The organism is Pantoea sp., assembly GCF_028283705.1.
In the GTDB taxonomy this organism is placed as follows: Bacteria; Pseudomonadota; Gammaproteobacteria; order Enterobacterales; family Enterobacteriaceae; genus Pantoea.
In genome coordinates, this window is record NZ_JAPWKD010000011.1 from 149752 (window position 1) to 176072 (window position 26321).

Genomic DNA, 26321 nt, shown 5'->3' on the forward strand with positions numbered 1-26321 from the left:
ATTGCCAGAACAATGATATGACTATTTATGGATGCGCTTTTCCAAACTTGATTGTTACTCCTGCGGGAATTTCAACACCAGGTCCATATTTGACAATCATTGACTGATTTTTTAAATTAAATTCAAGCCTGGAGGCCTTAGGGTGGTGCTTCTTGAATTGTGCAAAAATACTGTCAAATGTTTCCTTCTTTTCTATCCCATTGAAAGTTATTTTTTGTCCCGTCGTAATATATTCCCCGTTTTCTGCAAAGCTCCTCATCCAGTAAGGAACCGGCTCCCGGCGCAGACCGGGCCAAAAATTTATTTCCGTAATCCCGCTATTAGCCGGAGCTTCGTAAGAAACATAAGATGTGACAGGATGAAGATTTAGTGCGGCCCTGACCTCATTATCATTGCGACTGTAACAAAATGCACCAATAACAACATCGTTTTCGCCCGCATTCGTTATGATATTACCAACCTTGCCATTTGCATATCCAGGCCCTGAAATGTCATGAATTTCAATGCGTTTTTTATATTCTGTGGCCAACGTCTGAGTCCATTCCCAGTCCTGCTGTGAAAACCGGGTTGCACTATCGGAGCCACGCCCCCCATATGTCCGAACGCCATCCGCGTTGCCATGTGTCCCCGTTAATACATGAATCTTACCCTTTCCTGTAGGGTCATGTTTTAAAATATCTAGAATCTTATTCTGTATAATAGTGCCATTGGTTTCATGATTTGTTAAAAATATTCTTGCATTGTTAGCGTTCTGTTCTAATGAGAGAAACTGCGCATTAGTGCAATATTTCTCTGCAGCCGCAGCTTCATTAGGATACATTATAATATCTATCCCATTCCTCGTCGTTTTCTTGGCAGTAAAGTTACGATTACTACGTTGCACCATTTCATCAAGATAATTACTAAATGTTTCCACTTCCTGCTTAGCAGTGGCGGGCCTGCGTTTTATATCAGCGACGGTTTTATTTATTTCTGCCTCCAGCTCACTTTTATTGAAATGCTCCAATGCGCTACCGGCACTGTGCATTACTGCTGTGAGGACCAACGACCATAAGGCTTCGCGAGTATAGGCCTCAGCCAGATCGGGATCGTCAGCCCATTTTGCCTGCACCAGCGGAATAATAACCTGTGCTATAGTGGCAAATGCCGCTAATTCTGGCCCCATTTCCGCGGTAACAGCATTCAGTAGAAACTTCGCTCCCTCCAGATAGTCCTGAACTTTTATCTCCAATGAAGATACCGTCAAATCATCCATATTGGTATAAAGACGCTCCTTCAAACCATTAAATAAAAAATCTTCTACTTTTGTTGTTTCAGCATTACTTTTAGTAAATACGAATTCGATTTTATTTGATCTGTCAAATCTAGCAGATGGGCTCAAGAACTTTATGAGATTTCGTGTAAAACTCGAGTCAGATGAGGGCCTGCCAACCAGTCCTACATCGATCTTTTTCTTTAATTCCGGATTATTTCGAAAAAGTTCATTAACATCGGCACCATACTCGATATCCACTGCTTTGAAAGTCGGATCGAGACTGTATAACCGCCCTTTATTTCCATTGGTTTTATCCGGAATAATAAACATACCCGCCACAGTATGATCACCAAAGACAACCGGCCTTGCCCGTGACAGGTTACGATTAATTTCTGCGGATTTCAGCTCTGGATCATCCGAACGCCGGTTAAATGCAAACGCTAGTTTAGCTCGCGCATTTAAGTTTTTCTTATAGTTGGTGACTTCCGTATAATTATCCATCTTATCAATAAAAGCAACCTGAAAGTCGCTCCACATCCCATTTTCGAGTTCATCTTTTAAACCTTGAGGGTAGTCATCAGGATAATGTACAGTATATTCATTAATACTGAATCCACTTATTTTATGTATTTTATCATGAATATTGTTAGCGGCGAGATCGCCTGGAGCGATCTGAAGTAAATCAACACCATCACTTGAGTTTGAATTGCGTAGACCAGCCAATGGCCAGGCTGCAATATAATCACACTTTATTCTTTCCGGATTAATTCCATATTTCTGGTAAAGCGAGGTAAGCCATTTATTTCTCACAGCAACAGCTCTATCAGTTAAATCAAGCTGAAATGGTTCTGGTGTCCCGGTGAATTTTTCGCTGTGATAGTGTTCGCTATGATGCTTAATCAGCATCTCAGCTCTTCCTTTAAAGATTTTCCTTCTCAGGATGCTTTCATAATCCTGTCCACCGTCTGCGCCAATCTCTTTTAGTATGTCCTGATCTGATATTTCACTGTTCCTCCCAACATCACCATTTTTCTGTAGACGTTTTTGGACTTTATTTTTATCATCAAGAGATAATGCCTTTCTATTCCATTGCGTCTGCAGTTTCTGAAATCCTTCGACGAGATTTTTGTAGTCTTCCAGTTTGAAAAATCTGGCATTATTTAACCTATCATCGTCATGGGAATTTTTATTAATCAATCTCTCCGTAGCGTCCATATCTTTTTTCAGACTATCGTAAAGTGTATCCAGCTCACTTTTATTTTTGATATTAACTTTTTTAAATCCAGGGATTTTAAGTTCATCGCCATTAAGAGCAAGCGCTGCATTTTGCACCGACGACTGATTGCTAGCCAGGGAATTAGGTAATACCCGGAAACCGCTGAAGTTGTTATTTGTCATCTCACTTCCGGTTCTTATATGCACATAAAAGCTTAACCCATCATGGGATATATGCTTACCCGCATGATTCGCGGTATCCCGTTGGACGTATGGAGTGCGTAGATGCAAACCCTCCACGAGGGCCAAATTTTTGCCAGTGTCATTCCATGCGTTTTCCACATTATCCTCCGTCCCCTCCAGGTGTAGCATTTCATGAAGCAGCATGATGCCTACCTCATGTTCGCTATTCTCCAAAGCATCGCGGCTGATAAAAATACGGTTGAGCGGATCACCTTTTACCACACACGCAGCAAAATTATCTTTACCAGGCGCAACCATCACCAGTTGGTTCTGGTTAGCTCCTCCTGTCTGGTAGCTCTGGACTCGCTCGATCAGCGCATTAACTCTGTCGGCAAAATCCTGCGGCTCTATTCCCAACAGCTGACTGAAGTAGGACTTTTCCGCCGGAGATAATCCTTTCTCCAGCTTATTTTTCACATTGTTTAACATGGCCAGCGCGCTTGACAGTCCGTTGTCAATTTTCGTGCCCTCACCGGGCTGCATTGCCGCACGCCCACGGCTGATGATTCTGGCAACGTCGTCAACTTTATCTTCGCCGGAGTCGCCCTCACCGCTATATGACTCATTATTCGTCTGTAGCTGTTCCAGCAATTCAATACCACCAGTAAGAACATCTTTGCCAAACTCCGCTATCATAATGCTGGCGACCGACATCATTTCCTTATTAGCGAAATTGCGTGAAGCCGATTCCAGCGTATAAGCAAAACCGTTTTTGTTAATATCGGATAGCATATTGAACGCATTAATGAGGACTCTGGCTGTGGGGGGTAAAAATTGTTTGCCCTGAGACAGGAAAATAAATTTTGTGCCTTTAACTATTTCTTTTATCTGAGTATTCGATGGTAACGCGCAGCACGGCATTACAGAGGTTTTCATTTCACAGTTACGCTGATATACCTTATTAATGAGTACCGCAATAGACAAACAGCCCCGGACCAGAGTCCACGGGCTGCTGACTAAGCCCCCCATCAGACCGAAATTCATCCCCTCACCGAAGATTTCACGGGCAATAGCGCTAACCGCAGTGTCACTCAGCCCGGCAAGACCGGTATCGGCGAAGAGACTGGCCCATTCCAGCCCCGGTTCTTGCTGGATAGCCCGATAATCACGGGACAGTATCTGTTTACCATCACGTTTCTGCTCGTATTCATGGTAAATCATTTTGGCATACGCTTTTTTGTCAAAGGTAGTGCCGTCATCTGCGGCAATGCGCTCCGCCTCCTTTCTTACCAGATCATCCCTTTGTTTCGGCTTCAGTCCCATCCCTTCGGTGAGGTTCGACAAAAACTTGCCGTGGAATTTCGCCAGCCTTTGCTCAATACCAAAAACTTCAGGTTCCCGATGCGTGACCTTCCGTAGCGCCGACTTTACTGTTCGATTGGCTTTTTCGGCGAGTAGAGGGATTTTGAGCGTGTCTTCTTCGAGTCCGGATAATTTATCCATAGAAAAAGAGAGTGCAGCGGTTTCTGTTGCCACTTTTTCCGCGTCATCAAGTGCTTCTTTATTCTCTGCAAGACAGTGAGGGATATCTTTAGTAATGGTTTGCCACAGCGCGTCCAGTTTTTTATTGTGCTGTTTCCACTGTGCTCTGCCTTGCTCGGATGCGAGATTTTCCTCAGTGCCCTGTTCATTACGCAGTTGCAGCACGTCATCATATTCTTTTTTACATTCTTCCTTAATCGCATTCAGTTCAGCCTGAGTTTCTGCAAAATGGCTTTTGACGAGGGACACGGCATTTTGCACTGCAGCCTGGCGCAGCTTCATTTTGTTACAGGCTGCTGTGCGCTGATCGGATGGGGTACTGAGTGTGCAAACATTTTTTTTCTGCGTCTTTCGGCCGGCAATAGTCCCGGCTTTCTTAGCTTCCCCCTGCAGTATTCCCACATGCCTTTCCAGCTCGTATAAAGAAGTGAGTAATCCGGCACTCTTTACCTCCATCAGGTCATTCAGTTTTTTCCCTTCCGCTGCAGATGACTTCATCCGGTCATACAACCCCACCACCTTATTAGCACCTTTCAGCGTCAGGCCACTGATGGCCGTTCCGGCGGTCTTTAATTGTGATCTCAAGTATCCGTCAAACTCGTACTGATCTCCGACATTCGCATCGCCGCCCGGCTTGTATTCACCGAGTTTTGCAGAAGCGATACTTAGCTGTTGCCATAATTGTTCCGTCAACGCAGCAACCTTATTCCCTTCCGCAAATATCACTCCGCAGGATTTAACGTTTTGCAGTTGCTCAATAGCCCGTTTCAGCACCGCACGCTGGGTTTTTACCTCGTTAATTTTTCCCGGTATGACACCTGCACCTTCCAGTGCGCGATAGGTGGTGACTGCTGCGGTAGCCAGTGGTTTTATATGCTGCGCAAGGTCTTTTCCCTTAAAACATTCTTCGGGGTCGGGGTGCTTTTCCAGATCCTGAGCGAATTGAAGTTTTGGTTCCAGCAACTGGCAGAGTTGCCTGACCAATCCGATAATGATACCCGCTTCGCCCTTAAGTATGTCAGCCTGAACCTTGGCCAATTCTTTAAATTTTTTATTTGCGTTGCGGATACAAATATATTCCCGCAATGTTCCTTCTTTAAGTTCTTTTACTTCTTCTTTCAGGTCAGCCTGTATTGTCTTCCAGTCATTTTTGCAGAATGCGTCAAGAACCAGACGCAACTTTCCATGTTGCTGTGTGAGCTTGTCAGCGGGCAGCATCGCAACCTGTCTGTTTCTTGTTTGCACGCCCTTCAGAGCGACCTTCAGGTTCTTTCTTGCGCCTTCAATTTTATCCAGCAACCAGATTGCATCGTTATCGGTCGCCGCTTCCCGGACAAATCTTTTCGCCTCGGCGAGATTCTCAATAGCGTTAACAACGTCGGTGAGTGCCTCACAGGCGTTCAGTCGCTGCTTTTTCTCATCCCCGCTCATTTTACTGGCGACATCTTCCGAAACCTGAAGGGCATCAGAACATTTTTTTAGCAGATCTGTAGCAACAGCCACCATGCCACGTGCCGTCAGCAACGGTGCCATTTTATCCACTCTATGTTTAAGCGCGATACCGGCATCGGCAAGATACTGGTGATTTTTTCCCCCCAGATTTCTGAATTCATTGGCTGTATTGATGTGTTCTGCATGTTCTTTTGCGCTCACTAAATGCTGGGGTACTTCATTTTTTAGTTGTGAGAATAAATCTGATAATTGGCTATCACTCAGACTGAGCTGGCTGAGTAATTCGTCCAGTTTATCCAGGACTTCATGCTGAAACGCGCTGATTTTCACAGAGGCAGGCTCCGTACGCTTAAATTCACGCTCCTGATGGCAATAATCTTTCAGTACATCGCTCAGTTTCTGCAATTGTTTATCAGTAAGGTGCGTATTTAATCCACCCTGGGTCAATAAACCGGCCTCATTGAGGCGCTGCTTTAATTCTTCATCATGATTCAGGCATAAGTTCAGTAAGTCGGTTGCTGCTGCTCCAGGCCAACTTTTTTGACTTTCTATAAAGCTGCTGAGAGCCGTGCATACCACGTTCGATGTAAAGATTTCCTCGGAACTGTTCGCGTTACTTTTACGATTACCCGAGACAGGGGAGATTGGGTTTACATTCAGTTCTGACGAACTTGAGGGGACGGAGAGCATCGGTACGTTCCTTAGAGAGAGGTTATTAATACCTGGCAATCTATGCCAATGCATCTGAACCTTCTTTCGAAAAAGCACCGATATTTATATGTTATGTCTTTAGAAAAAAAACAGCCCGATAAATCACGCCGTTACACTACACCGCTCCTCTTAACGATTCCGCGCCAGAAACTCACTCAACCGCATCAATCCCTGCTGCAACTTGTCCGTTGACGAAACTGCATGGCACCAGCGTAACCAGCCGTTTCCTTCAGGACCAAACGCGGCACCCGGTGCCAGACCCAGAGCGCTTTCCCGCACCAGCCGTTTCGCCAGCGTGGTGGTATCGTCAAATCCTTCGATGCGGAAGAACGCATACATACCACCACCGCTTTCCGGCACGCTTACGCCCGGTAATTCCCGCAGGCCATTTACCAGAAACTGATAGCTGCGCGCCAGCTCGGCGCGCAGGCTGATGATTCCACTTTCACCGCCAAGTAGCGCCGCCTGGGCTGCACGCTGGCAAGGTTCGAACAAACAACTGGTATTGAACTCAATCAGTTTACCCAGAGCATCAATGATGGATGGCGGAGCCACTACCCAGCCGACGCGAAAACCGGTCATCAGCCAGGCTTTGGAAAAGGTATTTACTGAAATCAATCGATCTTCCGGCGTCGCATAATCCAGAAATGAGGGCGCGTAATGGCGGTCGCTGGCATAGATCAAGCGCTGATAGGCGTCATCGCTGAGAATCCAGATACCGTGTTTACGGCAATGTGCGAGTATCGTCTGAACTTCCTCATCGGTGATGGTCCAGCCGGTAGGGTTACCTGGTGAGTTGATAATCAGCATACGCACATCAGGCGTCAGCGCACTCAGCAACAGGTCCATATCCAGCGCCCATGCGCCATCTTGCACTGTCAACGCCACACGTTCGACAGAGGCACCGAGGATCTGCGGGATCTCTACCACGTTCGGCCACACTGGCGTGATCGCCACCACCTTATCGCCCGGTGACAGCACCGTTTGCGCCACCAGCATCAGGCCGTTAATTCCGGCACTGGTAATCGCCAGCTGATCGCTGCTGATAGTATGACCATGCAGCAGGCTCAGATAATCGGACAACGCCTGACGCAAATAGGGTCGCCCGAGATTCTGGATATAACGGGTCTCCCCCTGCTGTAGCGAGGTGATAGCCGCATCGGTAATAAACTGTGGCGTGGGTTTGTCGGATTCACCAAACCAGAAGGCGAGCATATCGGGACGATCCATCCCTTCATTGGCAATTTCGCGGATGAGCGAGGGTGAAATCTGGCTGATAGTGTTGCGCGAGACGAGGGGAAAAGACGACTGCATGAAAAAACCTCCAACGATTATCCCTGTTTAACTGTTATTTCAATACATAGCACCCACCTGGTATACCACGCAGCGCAAAAGTTCAGGAATAGCAATTTTGTCTGGCTGAGTTGTCATTCAGTTCACGCACATAATCGATAAACGCCTGTAAGGGGGCGGGGATCAGGCGACGATCGTTATAGTAAAGCCATAACCCGGAAAAACTGAGCCACCAGTCGGCCAGAATCGGCTGTAGCTGCCCACAGGCGAACGCCGGTTGTAACCAATCTTCAAACAAATAAACGATGCCCACACCGGCGATGGCCGCCTGCACAGTTAAATCCATCGCCGCCCCAATGCTACAGGTTAAGGGACCATTGGGTTGCAGACGCAGGTTTTCACCGTCGCGGGCAAACTCCCATTCCGCCATCACGCCTGTGGCGTAACGACCGCGCAGGCAACGATGTTGCATCAGATCGCGGGGATGTTGCGGGATGCCATATTGCGCCAGATAACCAGCCGCCGCCGCGGCGGCAAAGCGCTGGGTGCGTGGTCCAATTGGCAGCGCCACCATATCTTGCTCCAGATGGTCGTCATAACGGATGCCAGCATCGCAGCCGTCGCGAAAAATATCCTGCACGTTACTTTCAGCGACGATTTCCAGCTGAATATCCGGATAGCGTTGCAGAAAACCAGGCACAATTCCTGGAAGCACCAGGCGTGCTGCACTAACTGGCACATTCAGGCGCAATGTGCCGCCCGGCGTGTTGCGAAAACGGTTCAATGCATCGAGCGCCGCATCCACCTCATTCATGGCCGGTAGCAGGCGAGCCATCAAGGCCCTGCCCGCTTCGGTCAGCGCGACGGTGCGGGTTGTGCGATTAAACAAACGCACGCCCAGTTGCTGCTCAGCACGTCGCACGGCATCACTCAAACGCGAAGGGTTGCTGCCGGTCATGCGAGCAGCTTCGCGAAAGCCTCCGGCTTTGGCTACCGCCACCACGGCGTGTAATAAGGCAATATCTAATGACATTGTGCGCCACTCCGTACATTGTGTCCTGATTTCACCGGATAGTTGCACAGCCCAACCCCCGTTACAATCTTCAGACACCCTATGACGGAGGTTCTTATGTCTCATCCCGTAATGACTTACCCCCTCGGCGACCGCAGCGTGAATCGTCTCGGCTATGGTGCCATGCAGTTGGCCGGGCCGGGCGTGTTTGGTCCGCCACAAGATGAAGGGCGCGCCTTACAGGTGCTGCGAGAGGCGATTGATGCCGGTGTTAATCATATCGATACCAGCGATTTCTATGGTCCCCATGTCACCAATCAGCTCATCAAAAAAGCGCTCTATCCCTATGCCGGGGATCTGGTGATTGTGACTAAAGTCGGCGCGCGTCGTGACCAGCAAGGCGGCTGGTTACCGGCTTTTACCCCAGCGGAGCTGACACAGGCAGTGGAAGATAACCTGCTCAATCTGGGCCTTGAGGTGATGGATGTGGTGAATCTGCGCGCCATGTTTGATGTGCACGGTCCGGCTGAAGGTTCTTTGGAGGAACAACTCACTACACTTATCAAACTAAAAGAACGCGGGCTGATTCGACATATCGGTTTAAGCAATGTTACGGCGAAACAGGTGGCTGATGCCCAGGCCATGACTCCAATTGCCTGTGTACAGAACCTCTATAATCTGGCTAACCGCGAGGATGATGCACTGTTGGATCACCTGGCAGCGCAGGGCATTGCTTATGTGCCCTTCTTCCCGCTTGGCGGCTTTTCGCCGTTGCAATCAGCACAGTTGACGGCGGTAGCAAACGAGCTGAGTGCAACGCCTTTGCAGGTCGCTCTGGCATGGTTGCTGCAACGATCGCCGAACATCTTGCTGATTCCGGGCACCTCTTCGCCAGAACATCTAAAACAGAATCTGGCAAGCGCCGGGCTGCACTTATCGGACGACATCGTGGCAAGACTGGAGGGACTGGCCGAAGCCTGATCCCTCAGTTTTTGTCTAGCTCTAAGATAAATAAATCTCTTTCAGCCGCTTTTTGAAGGTTTGAGGATCATGCTGCTGGCGGATCCTCAATATTGCCTGCGCTGAGCGCTGGTTGATACTTTCCGGGTCATGCAGGACATCAGCAATATATCCTTTTAGCTGGCTGACCACGGTATTCCTGATTGTCTGTTTAGCTTGCTCTGAATCGACAGTAAATTCATACATATCATTCAGTTTGTAATCAATAAGCCAGCCGGTGGTCGGTGGATTAATTTCTGGTAATGCACGCACATTGGTGGTTATTACCGGACAGCCACACGCCTGCATTTCCAGCACGGAAAATCCGTAAGTGTCCTGCCAGGTGGGAAGCAGGCCAACATCCGTCTCTTTTAATAATGCAATGACAGACGAATTGGGTAATGATCCGGAATGCTGAAAGAAAGGCCATTTTTTGATTAACCCTTCGATTTGACTGTAGAATTCCTCGCGATCCTGATATTGACGGTGGGCTATATTATGTTTGCGTGACAGGTCACCAATGATATTCACCTTTATACGATCAACATTGATGATCCCCTCATTTGCCAGTTCAGAAAACGCCATCACCACTTCGGCCCCACCTTTGCGGTAAAACTCATTGCCGATAAAGGTAAAAGTGACCTTCTCTCCGGTGACTTCACGTCCTTTATCCGTCAGTAAAGGCTGGGGTGGGTGCATCACGCATAGCTTCGCCGCGATAACATCTTTTACCGCCGGGAAGGCTTCCAGCAGCTTCAGCTGGATATTGCTGGTGACTTCGGAAATGGCAATCAACTGGATGCACTCTTTACGGGCCGCAAGCTGCATCAGATTATGAAGTTCGGGATTGTCTGTTTTGGCTATGCCTGCAACCGGCAGGACACGTGGAATTTCGGTTTCGAAGGTCGAGACCCAGCGGTCCGATGTTCGGGCAACTTCATTAAAAAGATGAATGATATCCGCATCATTCGCCGCCAGACCGGGAACAGGTTGAAAGACAAATATCTTATTTTTCTTCAACAATTTCTGACGCAGGGCATTGATGTAAAGATATATGTTTTTCTTTTTCAAATTCACATAATTGTTTTCAGAATCCACCATTATGTTTCTTTTTTCCGGATAACCATCACTACTCACTACAATTTTCATCAATCCTCCTTAACGCTTGACGAGTTTATAAGAATTAAAAAATCGCCAGTAAGACAGTTATAAAATAATTTCGTCATGAGTAAAGGAGTTACGGGAAAATTAGGAAAAGTAGTAGTAATTTGTTTGGGAAGCATTAACAGGATGATAGAACCAAGTGTAAATTATGTTTCCAACGATCAAACAGTGCCAGTAGATAATGTGGAATGTCAGCATAGGCTGACATTCCGACCGGCTTAGCGCCCTTTCTTTTTCCGTCCTGGCTGGGTAAAACGCTTGCGTGATGCCGGATGCGCTTCTGCTTTGTCGCCTTTCTTCGGGCCATTGCTCACGGGTTTGTTCGCGTTGCTGGTCTTTGCCGGGGCTTTTTTCGTTGCCTTATCTTCTGAGGACGAGTTTTCAATCAGCTTAAACAGGTCGATCAATTCATCATCGGTCAAATCGCGCCACTCACCGAGCGGCAATCCTTTCAGATTGACGTTCATGATGCGGGTGCGCTCCAGTTTGGTGACTTCAAAGCCGAAATGTTTACACATACGGCGGATCTGACGATTAAGCCCCTGCACCAGCGTGATACGAAACACAAAGGTCGATTCCTTCTTCACTTTGCATTTTTTGGTCACGGTACCGAGCATGGGGACACCCGCGCCCATACCGGCAATAAATTCGTCTGTGATCGGTTTATCAACCGTCACCACATATTCCTTTTCGTGGTTGTTACCAGCACGCAGGATTCTGTTGACTAAATCACCATGGTTGGTAAGGAAAATCAGTCCCTGCGAATCTTTATCCAGTCGGCCAATCGGAAATACGCGTTTGCTATGGTTGACGAAATCACTGATGTTATCGCGCTCGCCTTCTTCCATAGTGGTGATGATGCCCACCGGTTTATTCAGCGCAATCAACACCAGATCGTCGGCGTCACGAGGTTCAATCAGCTGACCATTCACTTTAACTTCATCACCGACAAACACCTGAGCACCCACAGTGGCACGTTTACCGTTGATAAAAACGTTGCCCTGCTCGATGTAACGATCGGCATCGCGACGCGAGCAAATGCCGCTTTCGCTGATGTATTTATTAAGGCGGGTGGATGAGTTGGTCAGCATGGTTCCTCCGAAAAAAGAAGCGGACTATACAACAACCTTTGGCTTTCTGTGAGTGCTTTACGCAAAAGATGTAACACAGACGCTAACGCTAATCTGTGGCCTGAATCGGCCAAGCGGACTGAGCCTTGATTTCCTTCAGCACAAACATACTTTGCATCTCTTTAATACCCGGCAAGCGCCGAATCACCGACATGGCAAAATCAGCATAGCGATCCATATCGGCAGCGACCACCTGCAATAAAAAGTCAGCATCGCCACCGATGCTGTAACAGGCAACGACGTTATCCAGTGCGGTCACTTCTGCCTCAAACTTTCGCGCCTCTGCCTCGCTGTGGCTGTCGATAGTGACGCGGACGAACACCATCATGCTAAGACCAATTTTCTTGCGGTTAAGTACAGCGCGATATCCCTGAATAACTTCATCTTCTTCCAGCTTGCGCACTTTGCGCCAGCACGGTGACGGGGACAGACCAAGGGTGTCGGCGAGAGTTTGATTGGTCATTCGCGCGTCGCGCTGTAACTGTTCGAGAATCCTGACGTCTGTCTTGCTGAGAGCCATAAGAGAATTATCCTTTCTTCCTTTAATCATATAAGGGCAGATCTTGCCTTAATTTAGGAAAATCCAGGGTTATTCAGCAAGCACTTTTCCGGCCAGCTCACGCACAATATCGCCTTCAGCAAACGCAGGAGTAAAAAATGGAATTCGACGCAAATGTGCATCGTTGCACCCTGGTCATTGATCAACAGTTACCCGCCGGGCTGGCGATGAATGCTGCCAGCGTGATTGGCATCAGTTTTGGCAAATTAATCGGTAATCTGGTGGGGCCGGATATGCGCAGCCAGGATGGTTTCATTTACCCAGGGGTGATTTATGCCCCGCTGCCGGTGTTGCTGGCAGAGGGTAATTATCTGCGCGAACTACAGCAAATCAGTGGCACAGACCCGGAGATCTTCAGTATGCCCTTTAGTGCGCTGGCGCAATCCTGTAAAACTTATGATGAATATGGTGAACGCATCGCCACCGCGCATAGCGAGCAGATTGAGCTGGTGGCGATGGGATTAATCGGGCCAAAGAAAAAAATTACCCGTCTGACGGGAAATCTGAAACTTTATCGCTAAAAGATAGCGGCGTTACGCTTGTAACGCCGCCAATCCGTCACGTTCGATCAGCGTACGCAGCGGTGCAAACAGCGGTTGCGGCAGTTGCTCCGGCGCGAACCAATGCCAGCCTTCGCATTTTTCCGGTTCAAGGCACTGCGGCTCGCCGTGGAGGCTGTGTGCCACCATAAACAACGTGATGTAGTGTTTTTGCACTTCGGGGAAAACATCACTGACGAATGCGCCATTCTGCAAGTCATGCAACTGCAATCCGGTCTCTTCCTCAGTTTCACGGCGTGCACATTCTTCCGGGGTTTCACCAAATTCCAGATGCCCGCCCGGTGCGGACCAGTCACCCGCACCGTGGCTGCCTTTACGTCGTCCCAGCAACAGTTTCCCGTTACGGAAAATCAGCACACCGACACCAATTTTTGGAGACATCATTATTCCCTCTTTAAACGCAGGTATTATTCCACCCCAATCGGTTGATAGCCCTGCCATTCAGGACGGAACGGCGTGCCATTGGCGTCCGGGGTCAGATGCACAAACAAGTTGCCTACTTTATCCAGCAGCAGACAATCATCCACATCCTTAAGATTGTCTTTGTGCTGATGATCTGCCCCCTTCAGCAGGTTTTCCAGTCCTTTTGCTTTGGCCTCTGCGGCATCTTTAGCGACGAACAGATCGAACGCATGCAGCTCCGCGAGATTGGAAGGATGGTAAGCCCCGGCATTAACAAAGAACAGTCGCTGGCTACCGGTGGTGGGTTCCGGCGACAGGGAGATGCGGTAACCATCCGCCCAGGTGATGCGGGCATAACCATCGATATGGATCTTATCTGCATCGCCAAACCAGGCTTCACGCAGTGCGGGCCAGGCCTCCTCAGGTTGTTCTGCAGCTACAAACTGGATGTCATGCACTTCAATGTTGGATTTTCCGGCATTGCCACCGACATAAAACATAAACAGATTCACGTAGTCATTTCCTTGTGCTGAACGTAAATGGAAAAGATGCGTTATAAAGCATGGTATATATCGATACAACTGTTTCGTGCCGATACCATGCCCGGCTACAGCCCAGGTCGAAAACGCAGCGTCATCCCCATCAGCAACACAATCCCCGCGCTCATAAGGATCCAGGCACTGTCCAGCGAAGCTGCGTGGTCACGTACCACTCCGGCAATCAGCGGCATTAGCGCTGCGATCAGATACCCGCCGCCCTGCACAAAAGAGAGCAATGCCCCAGCCTGTTCTGCTGTTTGCGCATGGTCAAGGGTGACAATCAGGGAAAGCGGGAACAGCGCGCCGATACCGAGTCCAAGCAGCAATGTGGGCAGCCAGGCCAGCGTACCACCGAACGTGATCAGGCAAATTAATCCACCCAGGATCAAGGCCAGAACCAGCAACAATGGACGGCGACGATCGGGAAAACGATGGATTAACGCCGAAAGCACAAAGCCTGCAGCCACCTCAGTCAACGTTAACGCTCCCAGGACATAGCCACTTTGCTCAGCGCTCCAGCCATGCTGCTGATAAAACGGCGGCAGCCAGGCCAGTACCAGCGTGTAGGCTGCGGTGCCGATGCCAAAAAACACCATCAACAGCCAGGCGCGCTCGGCATTGATCGCCTGGGGGTATTTTGCCGCCACGACCGGAACCGATAATGGCAACACTCTTCCCCACAACAATAAAGCGACCAATGCGGGCAGTGCCGGTAGCGCCAGCACCAGTGCTAAGCCCTGCCAGGATGCCAGCGGAACGGCACTGACGGCAGCCAGTGTCGCACCCACCATAATCCCGGTGGTAAACAGCGCCATCAGCGTACTGGCTTTGGCGCTGAAGCAACGTTTAATCAACGCAGGCATCAGCGCCTGGATCATACCAATCCCAGCACCGGCCAGCAGCGCGCTGGCAATCAACACAACAGATTGCAGGGCCAGACCGCGCACCAGACAGGCCAGCACCAGCAGAGTCAAGCCGAGAGCGATACCTTTGCTCTCCCCGACGGTGCGCAGCAGGCGCGGCCCAGCCAGTGCAGCAACCCCCATCATAATCACCGGTAAAGTCGTCAGCAGGCTAATCTGTGTAGCACTAAGATGGGCATCCTGTTGCAGGTAAGAATACAGCGGCCCCAGCGCCGCCATCACCGGTCTGAGATTCAGGCCGATGATAAAAACCACTAAAGCAAACAACCCGATTGCGGGTAAGGTACGTTTCACATTGCTTCTCCGCTGATGATTTATCTTAACGTTAAGATAAGTAGCGAAGAAGAAATAGCCCGACCGCACAAAGCAACACAGTAACCACAACAAGTGAGGGGAAAAGTGGCGGATCACGTCGATTTTGTGACACAACAATGGGCCAGCGCGATGCCTGAGCTGGATGCATCATCCATGGCGATATTTGGTCGTATGCTGCGCATCATGAAACATCTGGCGAAAACCCGTGCCGAGGCACTGTCCCCCTTTGGTTTTCGTGATGGGGAGTTTGACGTGCTGGCCACACTACGCCGGGCGGGCTCACCCTTCTGTTTATCGCCGACGCAGTTGTATAAATCGTTGCTGGTCACTTCCGGCGCGATGACGAATCGTCTGAATCACCTTGAAGAGGCGGGACTGATCGCCCGGGTCGCTGACCCGCAGGACAAACGCAGTACCCTGGTCGCACTAACAGTGGCCGGGCGGGAGAAAATCGAGCAGGCATTGCTGGTGCATACGCAAACGCAAAATACGCTGCTGGCCGCACTGGAACCCGCGCAGCGGCAACAGTTGTCAGCCCTGCTCAGCCAGCTGCTGGTCGCCAGCGAGCATGAGACGTAACTAAACTGCTCAGTCATGTGTCAAAATATGAATTCATTCGCGCTTTTATACGGACAGGATATGCAGAATAAATTTGCTCCTTCACAGATTCTTCTCCACTGGCTGACATTTTTCCTGGTGGTCATTGCCTATTGCACCATGGAGTTTCGCGGGCTGGCAACGCGTGGGTCCTGGCAGGGTTTTACGATGATCATCGGTCATTTCAGTGCAGGAAGCTGTGTTCTGGTGCTGATGTTATCGCGCGTGTTGCTGCGTTTTCGTCATCAAAGCCCGGCCATCGTGCCAAAGCCAGAGGGCTGGCAAACCGGTCTGGCGCATTTGATGCATCTGGGGTTGTACCTGTTTTTTATCGCACTGCCGATTCTCGGTATTCTTTCACGCTTTTATCTGGGGCGAACCTGGTGGTTGTTTGGTATTCCGATGCCGGTCAGCGCTGCGCCCGACCCGGATTTTGCCGATATCCTGACAGGATTGCATAAAACGCTGGCACCTTACGGTTACTGGCTGGTGGGAATCCATGCGGTGGCAGCGCTGACCCACCACTATCTGATGAAGGACAACACCCTGCTGCGCATGATGCCGTCCCGACGCTCACGCTGACCTTAGCTGGCTGGCCGGGCGGCCAAAGTAACGCTGAAACGCCACGCTAAAATTGCGGGGATGCTGATAACCGACCTGCCAGGCCGCCTGCGCTACCTGATACCCTTCCTCCAGCAGTCGATGTGCCTTCTGCATCCGCAGTGCCAGTAACTTCTCGCCGGGCGTGCAACCAAAGTGCTGCTGAAAGCCTTTTTTCAGCTGGTATTCACTCAGGCCCGCGGCCAGCGCCAGCGTCGCGAGGGTAACAGGCTCCGCCAGATGTCTCTGCATCCAGTTATGTGCCTGCTCCAGCCGGTCGATATCCTGAGGATGGAGTTTCTTCGCCTGCGCTGCCGCCGGTTGCAGTTGATGGCGATGTAACGCCAGCAGATTCAGCGCCTGAATCTCGCGCAGCAGTGGATCGGGCTGCACCTCGTTAAGTTGTGCGGTGGTGGCGTGACCAAACAGGCGGAACAGATGGCGTTTCAATTGCGGCTGATGCAGCAAATGCTCTGCGGCATCCTCCCCGAGATAACGCTGCACGCTTTCAGCATTCAGCACCAGCCGCAGCTGTTGCACCCGCTCCCCCGCACGATATAACCGTTCGCCACTACTGTGCTGAAAACTGGTGACGGTAAGATGGCCCGCCTGGAACAACACTTCATAACCGGAATCCGCCCGGAAACGTGAGCTGCCCAGCAAACCGAAGGTCAGTACCAGCTGCGGCGTATTTCCGGCTGGCCGGGAGCTTTCTGCCAGCGCTTTTAACGGCTGATAATCAGACTGTACCAGCCGTATCCCACTGACCAGGCTGAACTGCCGCGAACGAAAAACCCCCGCGCCGGGCTGGTGTTCAATCCATGGCTCATCGCCACCTGGGTTCCGTTGCATCGTTTTCGCCTTCACGCAGAGTCAAATCGCCGTTTCGCAGAGCAATGAGAATAAATTGCATTGGCATGAAACGCTAGTCTGTAGCCATCACCGTTGCTTTGGAGACAGCTATGCCATCCCCGTTACCCTTTCTTGACAACCTGCTGGCGCAACACGCCCTGAGTGGCGCAGTGGCTCTGGCCTTTGAACACCAGCTGTTTGATTTTCTGACGCGGAGTGCCGATGCCACTGCCGTCGCGCAACATTTTGGCTGGCAGCCAGAGCCGGTCGGACACTGGCTGCGTTTGCTGTGGAGTGGTGAATTGTTGCAGCAACAGGCGGAGGGTTACCGTACCCACCCCGACGCCCAGACATATCTGTGCCGCAGCGGTACGCGTTATATCGGCGATGCCTGGCGTTATCGTCAGCAGTTGTTGCAGCAGTTTACCCGCCGACTGCCCGATCTGCTGAACCGCAGCACGCCACGCAGGCAGGATCCGCTGGAGATCGACACCGCCTGGGCCGATGCTGCTTTGAGCCAGATTGCGCAGGAACAACGCGCCCTGAGTGGCGACACCGCCTGTGCCATCGCCAGCGATCTGGCTGATTTTCAGCGCCCGGCCCAGCTGCTGGATATGGGCGGGGGTCCAGGATTGATTACGCTGGCGTTAGCAGCGCGTTTTCCGCAGCTCTCCGGTGTGGTGCTTGACCTGCCCAAAACCGCGACCGTGGCGCAACAGAATATCGAACGCGCAGGTTTAAGTGCACGCTTCCGCGCGCTTTCACAGCTGCCGGAAACGCAGCAGGTTGACATCATCTGGTGTTCATCATTGCTGTACTTTATGGAGGACAGTCAGGCGATGTTGCAGCAGTTGTTCCGCCGTCTGAAGCCGGGAGGATTATTGATTAGTGCCCATGCGGAAGTGTCTTCCGACCCGGCCGAGGCGCGTCACATATTGCCGTTTTTCACACCATTGATGATGCGTGGTTACAGTGTCACGAATGAAGGTGAGTTAACGCAGCAATTACAGCAGGTGGGATTTACCATCGAAGCGATTAAGCGGCTGCAACCCTTCCCGATGTCGCCGCTGAATGTCCATCTGGCGCGTAAGCCTAAAACGTCAGACTAAAACTGTCATCCAGCAGCGCGAAGATCTCTTCATCAGGCAGACCATTAGCCAGCGTCAGGCTGAGCCAGTGTTCTTTATTCATATGATAAGCCGGATAGATGCCCGCCTGCTGGCGCAGCGACCCGCTCAGTTCCGGGCGGGTTTTGATGTTCATCACCTGCACCACCGCGCCATCCGGCAGTCCCAGTTTGTGGCTCTCCAGTGGGAAAACCACGGCAAACCACTTACGATGACGCGGATGACGCAGCACCGCGTATTGCGGATTAGTTTTCCAGGGATAATCAGGTTCGACCTGGTATTGCTGGTTAACCCAGTCAAACAATTGCTGGCGATTCATGCTTCACTCCTGTGGGCAAAAAAAGTCGTGGTGCGATGGCCACGACTTTACCCACTTCTGACTTATCAGGCCAGATGAAAGCGCCCTACCGTTTGCGCCAGCTGAGCAGCCTGATCTTCCAGCGAACTGGCCGCTGCTGACATCTGCTGCACCAGTGCAGCGTTCTGTTGTGTGGTGCCATCCATTTCATTGACCGCAATGGTCACCTGGCTGATCCCCCGCGCCTGCTCATCTGAAGCAGTGACGATTTCGCCGATAATAGTGCGCACCGAGTGCACTGCCTGGGTCATCTCCTGCATGGTTTTACCGGCATCCTGCACCAGCTGAACACCGCTGCCCACCCGCTGGCTGGACTCTTCAATCAGCGCGGCAATTTCTTTCACCGCATTAGCACTGCGCTGTGCCAGGTTACGCACTTCTGAAGCCACCACGGCAAAACCACGGCCCTGTTCACCGGCACGCGCCGCTTCCACGGCAGCGTTAAGCGCCAGGATGTTGGTCTGGAAGGCAATGCTATTGATGATGGCGGTGATGTCGCCAATCTTTTTCGCACTGTCGTCAATTTGCGCCATGGTTTGCACCACTTCACCCACCAGCGCTTCACCACGGCTGGCGATGTGCGTGGCATTGTCGGTGAGCGTGGTGGCCTGATGCGCATTAGCCGCGTTGTGTTTCACCGTAGCGGTGATCTGCTCCATGCTGGCGGCAGTCTGCTCCAGTGCGGCGGCCTGTTGTTCGGTGCGGGACGCGAGGTTAAGGTTACCGCTGGCGATTTCCCCCGCCCCCTGACGTACCGACGCGCTGGCATCCTGAATCTGTCCCACAATGTCACGCAGCTGGTTTTGCATGGTGTCGAGGGCATAGAACAGGCTGCTGGTATCGCGTGATTTCACTGCGATAGGGTTATCCAGCTTACCATCGGCAACCGCCAGCGCGATGGTGGCGGCTTCCAGCGGTTCACCACCAATTGGCTTCAGCACTTTACGGCTGAACAGCAGGCCGAGCAGCGCGCTCACCAACAGAATACTCAGCACCATCAGCACTATGGCGTTGATCAGCTGGCGATTGGCAGCGGCCATCACTTCACTGACCGGGGCGACGACACCGAGATACCATTTCTGGTCACTATTGCCGATGACAATGGGTTGCCAGGTCACCAGCGCATCGGCTCCGATGATATCGTCGTGACGCTCAATGACGTCATTACTGAAATTGTTGGTGTTACCTTTCCAGGGCTTGCTGGTGAGGTTTTTGTCTGGATAAGAAACCACGTTTCCGGCACTGGAAAGCAGCATTGCGTAGCCAGTACCTTCCCAGGGTTTGATTTTATTGACCCGCTCCTGCAACGAGGCCAGCGAGATATCGGAGGTCACTACGCCCCACAATTTCCCCTGGCTGACAATCGGTGCCGCGACGGAGGTCAACAGCGTAGGCACACCATTGTAGGCATAGCTATAGGGTTCGATCAGCGTGTCCTTCTGGCTTTTCTGCGGTTGCAGATAATAATCACCCTGCCCTGGGGTCAGATAGGAAGCCAGTGGATGCATATTGAAGTTGCCAGATTGGTCACGATCAACGAACCAGGCATAACGCCCTTTCGGTGCCTGACCCGGTTTATCGGCAAACTCCGCATCACGTCCATCAAACGCATTTTCTTCCATGATCACGGAGACGGAAAGATAGCTGGGATTATCGCGCAGCGTCGATTCCATCATCTTGTCGATGACTTTACGATCCTGCACACCTGCGCCGGGCAGCGCGATAATACTGTGCCCCAGGTTATGCGCCACATCACGCGCATAGCTGAGATCCTGCTGGATTTGCAGCGCCTGACTTTGCGCAATTTGTTGCAGATAATTTTCTGCCAGCGATTTTTGTTCGTGGCTGGATTGCCAGTTAAGTACACCGATCGTAACAGTAAAGCCGAGGGTAATGGTTAAGGCTCCCGTCAGCAGCATTTGCGTGCGGGTGCTCATTTTTTTCTTATCAGACAGTCGTTTGGCCATGCTGGCGCTCCTGGAGTTGACACTTTCCGGTAAAAAGAACCACTCCCTGTGCACACACATTCCTTCGAATAATCTATCGGCGGGGTCTGGGGGAACTTGATGGCCTGGCAGGTCTGATCAGTGGGGGGGAATTGCGCAAGGCGGGAATTGGCGCGGCAAACAACACCGCGCCAACTGTCAAACCTGATTATTTAAAACTGTCACTCGCCGCTTTAGCGATGGCGATTTCATTCGGGTTGGCCGAGCCACTGACGCCCACCGCGCCCAGCGTATTGCCCTTCCACACCACTGGGGAACCGCCGCCCAGCGGGATAACGCCCGGCAACGTGGCGATAGCGGGTTCTTTGCCATTGGCACGATCCATATATTTGTCGGTTGGCGTGCGGTACAACGCCGCAGCACGCCCCTTCAGAATCGATGAATCAATACAGCCGACCGGGGCATTGTCCATACGCTGGAACGCCAGTAACTCACCTGACTGATCCAGTACCGCGATACAGACATTGGCATTCAACGCATGGGCTTTTTCCTGCGCTGCGGCAATCAGCTTCTGCGCATCACTCTCTGTCAGAATGGTTTGCGTGGTAACGGCCTGCGCGCCCGCCGCACCGAACAGAGCGGCACTCAGCAGCGCCAGAGACAGGATCTTTTTCATTTTCAATCACTCCATAATAAGGGAGCCAGATCGCGGCTCCCGTGGATTACCCGCGCCGACGGCGCAGAAGATAAATTAACCACAGCAGTACCATCACCGCGACAACAGCGCCAGCGATAGTTAGAGGTTGGGCGTAACGAATCAGCCAACTGCCGCTCTCACCCTGCAATGTCTGGCTGACATCGGCGCTGGTGATCGCGTGCTGTGGATTGCCAAAGCTGGTGGAGACATAATTCGCCACTTTCGCCAGCTGTTCCTGACTAAACTGAGTACGGAATTCCGGCATAAAGGCGTGCCCGGCGGCAGTATTGCGATCAACCCCTTCGGCGATAGTCATGATCAGATTGGCCGGGTCAGCAGCCAGCACCGCCGAAGATCCCACCAGCGACGGGTAAAAGTGCTGCGCATCGTGCGTACCCCGACCATCGCTGGCGTGGCAGGTGGCACAGGCTCCGTTATAAAGCTGCGCACCGCTCATGGCATCCGCTGAGACATAATCATTGATGTCATCTTTCATGCCGGTTTCAATTGCCGACAGCGGCGTACTGGCAGGGGCAACGGCTGGCGCTTTGCGATCGGCACCGCCAATGGCGGGCACCTGCTTCAGATAGCGCGCAATGGCTTGCAGATCACTGTCATCCATTTTTGAGAACGAATTCTGGACCGCCGTACCCATCTCTCCGGCTGCAATCGCTTTACCATGCAGCGCACCGGTACGCAGGTAGGTTTCGATTTCGGTTACGCTCCAGTCACCAATCCCGGCTTTAGCATCCGGCGTGATGTTCGGTGCACTCCAGCTACCCACTTTTCCGCCGGAGAGGAAACGATCACCCTGTTCCGCCATCATGCCGTTGCGCGGCGTATGGCAGGTGGAGCAGTGCGCCAAAGTGCGAACCAGATACTCACCACGTTCGGCACTGCCCGCAGCGGCATCGCTGCCCGGCACAGCGCTTTTATCGAGGAACATCAGGTTCCACATCGCCATCACCGGGCGGAAAGAGAACGGGAATGGCAGATGGGTTTCCGGTGCCGGATGATCATCTGCAGGAACACCCAGCATCAGGTAAGAATACAGCGCGTGGATATCCTCGTCTGACATGCCGGCAAACGCGGTATAAGGCATTGCCGGATAGAGATAATGATTACCCGGCGCTTTACCCTCACGCATCACCGCAGTGAAATCGGCGAGGCTGTAGTTACCAATACCGGCACTTTTGGATGGCGTGATATTCGAACCGTAAATCATACCCATCGGCGACTGGATGGCATAACCACCGGAAAAAGGCTGGCCGCTTTGTGGATTGCGATGGCAGGCGGAGCAGTCACCGGCGGTTGCCAGATATTCACCGCGTTTCACCAGATCTGGCGAGGCGTCCTGCGCCAGACTTACGCCGCTCAGCAGCAACAGGCTGGCGCTGGCGATGCGAAATAACCTATTTAAGCGCATCGGTCAGATCTCCCTGGCAATGGTGTCGGCCATACGGATCGCCAGAGCGATACCGGTCAGCGTCGGGTTAACGGTTGCCGAAGTGGGCATGACACCCGTGGTGGCGAGGAACAGATTCGGGTGATCCCAGCTGCGGCAATGGGCATCGACCACCGAGTCCTGGCGGTTATCACCCATAATGGTGGTGCCCATGATGTGGTACTGGTTACGCCAGCCGGTGGGAGCCTCAATCACTTCGCCGTTAAACGCCTGCAAAAAGTTGGCAAAGTCCTTGTATGCCTGCGGGCGCATGCCACGCACGTAACTGTCGAGATGATAATTCACCTTGAGCATCGGCAGGCCGATGGAATCTTTACGGTCGTAATTCGGCACCACGCGGTTGGTCGGGCTGGGCAGGGTTTCGCTCATGGTACTGATATTCATAATGCGCGAAGCACGATCGCGGATGGCATCATCCAGCGCCTGGCCCATCATGCCTTGCTTGAGCAACGGCACCGTCACATCAACGTTGGGTACCAGGTTACGCAGCGAATAACGAATGGCGGAATGCTGTGCACGGCTGGCCTCATCGCGACGATTGGCGATAGTGCCATGCTGGACCGAACCACGCCCGGTCCACAGAGGTTCATCGGCCAGGAAGGTCAGGCTCAGCCCGGTGTGGTCCATCAGATTACGGCCCACCTGATCGGAACTGTTGGCGATATCATTCATCAGCAGCAACTTCGGCGTTTCCAGCCCGTGTGCCGCCACCACAAACACCTTCGCGGTGAGACGGGTGTCTTTACCATCGGGCTTGCGATAGGTCAGTGCGACAATTTTATTGTCCGCGCCCTTCTCCAGCTTCCAGGCAACACATTCGGTTAGCAGCTTCACACCCAGCGCTACTGCCTTATCAACATGCATATCACCGGAGTACATCGCACCAATCGGGCAGATCGGCTCGCAGTTGTTATTTCCGGCACAGGCCGGGCGGCCATCGTAAGGACGAGAGACGCGTGCATGAGGTTCATGCACCACCTGATAGCCCATCGGGCCGAGTTTGGCCTGCATGCGCTGCACCATATAAGGTTTCGCTTCCGGCGGCAGCGGATACTCGGCAGATCGCGGGGGATAATGACCACGCCCCTGGCCGCTCTGATCCTCTTCACCGGTGCCCACTACGCCAATTTCACGTTCGGCTTTGACATACCAGGGTTCCAGCTCGCCATATTCAAACGGCCAGTCGCGCCCCACGCCATAGACGCTTTTTAGTTTGAAATCATTGGGTAACAGACGCCAGCAGGCGGATGCCCAGTGGCGGGTACTGCCCCCAGCCACGCGCAGGTAGCTGGTGACATACTCAAAATCCTCATCCCCTTTGGCATCGATATAGCCTTCGGTGTAGGAGTTGGGTGCCCAGGGCAGATTCGGGTACGGTGCGCACCAGTTACGTTTACTGGCACCGTTGCGGTAGTTTTCCACCACTTTCCAGCGTGGGATATAGGGTCCGGCTTCCAGCATAATCACCGACTTACCCGCTTTAGCCAGCTGGTAAGCCGCATTGGCGCCGAGTGCGCCGGAGCCGATGATCACCACATCAGCATCAAATTCGCTCATTTTGTTTTCCTGCTCACGTTTCTTGTTATGTGTTGTTGTGCTGCGCCAGCAACGCCTCGGCTTCCACGAGGGTTTTGGCTTTTCCCTGAATCATTAACAGCCACGGGGCATCCGGTTCTTTGATGGTGCTGGCAGCAACGGGCGAGCGATCGCCCCAGGCGCGGATTTCTGCCGGCATCGCGGGTGCATTAACACCCGGCGGCACTTCGGCCCAGTAATCACCACCGGCACGCGCGTAGGTAGGGCGGATGGTGTGATCGCGCGTGGGTTCGTACATCAGTGCGGACAGAAAGGTGACAAAATGCGCGTCATCCACCGCTTTAGTGGTAGAGGGATGACCGGTGTAGCCGAGATACCACGGTGAAATAATGGTCAGCGCGGTTTTAACCTCGTCATCGCTCAGCTGAGTGACAATCTGTTCACGATCTTCGCTGTGCAGCGCATTCAGCCGCGTCATCAGGCTGGCGAGCCGGGCGGGGAATGTGCTGTCCTGCTGGCACAGTAAGGTCCACAGGCGTTCGGTGATGCCGATATCCAACCCGCGTCGCCCGGTGAGCAACTCACTGGCACGCAGCAGCAAGGCAGCGCCACTGTCCGCGGGAGCCGCCAGCAAAGGCTGCATCGGGATAGCGACAATAACCGGTGTCGCCATCATCAGTTGTAAAAAGCGTCTTCTTTCCATTTTCAGCTTCTCACGCTAGCCAGCATTCAGGGCCGACAGCGCCCCTTTCGCAGCTTCGGCATCAACATTGCCATCCGGCGTACTGACGCCTATCGCCCCCACTACCACACCATTGAGTTTCACTGGCTCGCCGCCAGGCAACGGCACCACCGCCGGATTACCCAGCATCCCGATATTCCCTGCCGCAATCTTCTGCTGGAAGCTGGCAGTCGGTACGCCGAACGCCGCTGCGGAATGGGCTTTTTTCGGTGCCAGCTCGCTGTTCGCCAGCGTCGCACCATCAAGACGGTCAAAGCTAATCAACTGACCAAAGGGATCAACCACCGCGACCACGCCACCAATCTGATGGCTACGGATGATTTGCTCAGCTTTTGCCACCAGCGACTGTGCCTGCTGATGTGTGAGTATGGAAACCTGGTTAACCGGTTGGGCAGCCTGCGCAGTGGCGCAGATCAGTCCGCTGCACAGCAGCGCTGTCGGAATCAATTTCATGATGGGGTCCTGAAATAATGGGTTAAGGGATGTTAAGTATTTTGCCTGGTCAGCTACGGACGAAGCGGCGTTGCAACAGATGGTCGAGGCTCCATTTGCCGCCACCATGCAGGCACAGCAGCAGGAAACCGGCGGCACAGGAGATGTTTTTCAGCCACACCATCAGGTGTGCATGGCTGTAGCCCTGGTAGAACAGGAAACCCGCAACCACGGAGAAAACCGCCATAAAAATCGCTGTGAAACGAGTGAGGAAACCAAGGACAATCGCCAGTCCACCGCCGACTTCCAGCAGGATCACCAGTGGCAGGAAAAAGCCCGGCACGTTGTTACTGGCCATCAGTTGCAGGTTGTCGCTGTAGTGCGCAATTTTGTCGACGCCGGAGGTAAAAAACAGGCCGACGGCCATCACCCGACCGAGGACGGAAAGCAGATCTTTGGACTGATTCATGATGTAACCATTCTGATATGTAGTTGTTAATGAACCAGACAGTACATTTTAAATCTTTACTAACTTTTACCATTTCGTGCTGACACAAACGGGCTGTTTTTTTGCGCGGGCGCGCGAATGGCACAATTTTGTACCGGAGAAAGTAAGCAATTGTTTCTTTTGTAACAGGCGGTTGAGAGCAGAATTTGAAGTCGATCACACTATAGGCTCGTGTCAGAACCTGATGATGTGCTGTCACACAATGCT

23 protein-coding genes are annotated in these 26321 nt (G+C 52.1%); 5 read left to right on the forward strand and 18 right to left on the reverse strand.

What is annotated here, in order from left to right; all coding sequences use genetic code 11:
• Positions 1–25: 25 nt before the first annotated feature.
• From PW844_RS07790 to PW844_RS07800, 3 genes are all read right to left on the reverse strand, one after another.
• A complete protein-coding gene (locus PW844_RS07790) occupies positions 26–6337 on the reverse strand; it encodes a hypothetical protein (RefSeq protein ID WP_299449975.1) in 6312 nt (2103 codons plus the stop codon).
• A 150-nt stretch (positions 6338–6487) separates the two neighbouring features.
• Positions 6488–7672 (reverse strand): pyridoxal phosphate-dependent aminotransferase, encoded by a 1185-nt coding sequence (locus PW844_RS07795; protein WP_299449977.1) that lies wholly within the window; start codon positions 7670–7672, stop codon positions 6488–6490.
• A gap of 82 nt (positions 7673–7754) precedes the next feature.
• Positions 7755–8684, reverse strand: coding sequence for a LysR substrate-binding domain-containing protein (locus PW844_RS07800; RefSeq protein WP_299449979.1), 930 nt, complete (start codon positions 8682–8684; stop codon positions 7755–7757).
• Positions 8685–8780: 96 nt separating this feature from the next.
• Here PW844_RS07800 and PW844_RS07805 point away from each other — a divergent pair, with 96 nt between their 5' ends.
• Complete coding sequence (locus tag PW844_RS07805) at positions 8781–9644, forward strand: aldo/keto reductase family oxidoreductase (RefSeq protein ID WP_299449982.1); 864 nt, start codon at positions 8781–8783, stop codon at positions 9642–9644.
• A 21-nt stretch (positions 9645–9665) separates the two neighbouring features.
• Here PW844_RS07805 and PW844_RS07810 read toward each other — a convergent pair whose 3' ends face one another.
• The 3 genes from PW844_RS07810 to PW844_RS07820 all read right to left on the reverse strand — a co-directional run bounded on the left by PW844_RS07810 (position 9666) and on the right by PW844_RS07820 (position 12476).
• Positions 9666–10811 carry a glycosyltransferase family 4 protein gene (locus PW844_RS07810; protein WP_299449984.1) on the reverse strand — a complete coding sequence of 382 codons (1146 nt, stop codon included), beginning with the start codon at positions 10809–10811 and terminating at the stop codon, positions 9666–9668.
• 233 nt (positions 10812–11044) lie between these two features.
• A complete protein-coding gene (gene rluF, locus PW844_RS07815; protein ID WP_299449987.1) occupies positions 11045–11917 on the reverse strand; it encodes a 23S rRNA pseudouridine(2604) synthase RluF in 873 nt (290 codons plus the stop codon).
• 88 nt (positions 11918–12005) lie between these two features.
• The gene (locus PW844_RS07820; RefSeq protein WP_299449990.1) at positions 12006–12476 is read right to left on the reverse strand and encodes an Lrp/AsnC family transcriptional regulator; all 471 of its coding nucleotides are present in this window, start codon (positions 12474–12476) and stop codon (positions 12006–12008) included.
• A gap of 137 nt (positions 12477–12613) precedes the next feature.
• On the opposite strand from PW844_RS07820, the gene PW844_RS07825 reads away from it, so the two are divergent.
• Positions 12614–13036 carry a DUF2000 domain-containing protein gene (locus tag PW844_RS07825; RefSeq protein WP_299449993.1) on the forward strand — a complete coding sequence of 141 codons (423 nt, stop codon included), beginning with the start codon at positions 12614–12616 and terminating at the stop codon, positions 13034–13036.
• 12 nt (positions 13037–13048) lie between these two features.
• On the opposite strand, the gene PW844_RS07830 is transcribed toward PW844_RS07825, so the two are convergent.
• The 3 genes from PW844_RS07830 to PW844_RS07840 all read right to left on the reverse strand — a co-directional run bounded on the left by PW844_RS07830 (position 13049) and on the right by PW844_RS07840 (position 15233).
• Complete coding sequence (locus PW844_RS07830) at positions 13049–13456, reverse strand: NUDIX hydrolase (RefSeq protein WP_299451080.1); 408 nt, start codon at positions 13454–13456, stop codon at positions 13049–13051.
• 26 nt (positions 13457–13482) lie between these two features.
• The gene (locus PW844_RS07835; RefSeq protein ID WP_299449996.1) at positions 13483–13989 is read right to left on the reverse strand and encodes a DUF1543 domain-containing protein; all 507 of its coding nucleotides are present in this window, start codon (positions 13987–13989) and stop codon (positions 13483–13485) included.
• A 95-nt stretch (positions 13990–14084) separates the two neighbouring features.
• Positions 14085–15233, reverse strand: coding sequence for an MFS transporter (locus PW844_RS07840; RefSeq protein ID WP_299449999.1), 1149 nt, complete (start codon positions 15231–15233; stop codon positions 14085–14087).
• A 105-nt stretch (positions 15234–15338) separates the two neighbouring features.
• Between PW844_RS07840 and PW844_RS07845 the strand changes: the two genes are divergently transcribed.
• Both PW844_RS07845 and cybB read left to right on the forward strand, forming a co-directional pair.
• Complete coding sequence (locus tag PW844_RS07845) at positions 15339–15833, forward strand: MarR family winged helix-turn-helix transcriptional regulator (protein ID WP_299450001.1); 495 nt, start codon at positions 15339–15341, stop codon at positions 15831–15833.
• A gap of 60 nt (positions 15834–15893) precedes the next feature.
• Complete coding sequence (gene cybB / locus PW844_RS07850; RefSeq protein WP_299450004.1) at positions 15894–16433, forward strand: cytochrome b561; 540 nt, start codon at positions 15894–15896, stop codon at positions 16431–16433.
• Here the strand turns inward: cybB and PW844_RS07855 are convergent.
• A complete protein-coding gene (locus PW844_RS07855) occupies positions 16425–17303 on the reverse strand; it encodes a response regulator transcription factor (RefSeq protein ID WP_299450007.1) in 879 nt (292 codons plus the stop codon). The two genes, cybB and PW844_RS07855, sit on opposite strands and share 9 nt — an antisense overlap.
• A 110-nt stretch (positions 17304–17413) precedes the next feature.
• Here PW844_RS07855 and PW844_RS07860 point away from each other — a divergent pair, with 110 nt between their 5' ends.
• Positions 17414–18412, forward strand: a complete 999-nt coding sequence (locus PW844_RS07860; protein WP_299450010.1) for a class I SAM-dependent methyltransferase — start codon at positions 17414–17416, stop codon at positions 18410–18412.
• Here the strand turns inward: PW844_RS07860 and PW844_RS07865 are convergent.
• The 8 genes from PW844_RS07865 to PW844_RS07900 form a co-directional block, all read right to left on the reverse strand.
• Positions 18396–18749: an MmcQ/YjbR family DNA-binding protein gene (locus tag PW844_RS07865; RefSeq protein WP_299450012.1), complete on the reverse strand. Its 354-nt coding sequence runs from the start codon at positions 18747–18749 to the stop codon at positions 18396–18398. The two genes, PW844_RS07860 and PW844_RS07865, sit on opposite strands and share 17 nt — an antisense overlap.
• Before the next feature lie 65 nt (positions 18750–18814).
• Positions 18815–20755, reverse strand: coding sequence for a methyl-accepting chemotaxis protein (locus PW844_RS07870; RefSeq protein WP_299450014.1), 1941 nt, complete (start codon positions 20753–20755; stop codon positions 18815–18817).
• A 187-nt stretch (positions 20756–20942) separates the two neighbouring features.
• Positions 20943–21410, reverse strand: a complete 468-nt coding sequence (locus PW844_RS07875) for a heme-binding protein (protein WP_084880987.1) — start codon at positions 21408–21410, stop codon at positions 20943–20945.
• A 46-nt stretch (positions 21411–21456) separates the two neighbouring features.
• A complete protein-coding gene (locus PW844_RS07880) occupies positions 21457–22857 on the reverse strand; it encodes a c-type cytochrome (RefSeq protein ID WP_299450026.1) in 1401 nt (466 codons plus the stop codon).
• Between the two features lie 3 nt (positions 22858–22860).
• Positions 22861–24453: a GMC family oxidoreductase gene (locus PW844_RS07885; protein ID WP_299450029.1), complete on the reverse strand. Its 1593-nt coding sequence runs from the start codon at positions 24451–24453 to the stop codon at positions 22861–22863.
• A gap of 25 nt (positions 24454–24478) precedes the next feature.
• The gene (locus tag PW844_RS07890; RefSeq protein WP_299450032.1) at positions 24479–25135 is read right to left on the reverse strand and encodes a sugar dehydrogenase complex small subunit; all 657 of its coding nucleotides are present in this window, start codon (positions 25133–25135) and stop codon (positions 24479–24481) included.
• A gap of 15 nt (positions 25136–25150) precedes the next feature.
• Entirely contained in the window at positions 25151–25627 is a 477-nt protein-coding gene (locus PW844_RS07895) for a heme-binding protein (RefSeq protein ID WP_299450035.1), read from the reverse strand.
• Between the two features lie 49 nt (positions 25628–25676).
• Positions 25677–26075: a DoxX family protein gene (locus PW844_RS07900; RefSeq protein ID WP_299450037.1), complete on the reverse strand. Its 399-nt coding sequence runs from the start codon at positions 26073–26075 to the stop codon at positions 25677–25679.
• Positions 26076–26321: the final 246 nt, after the last annotated feature.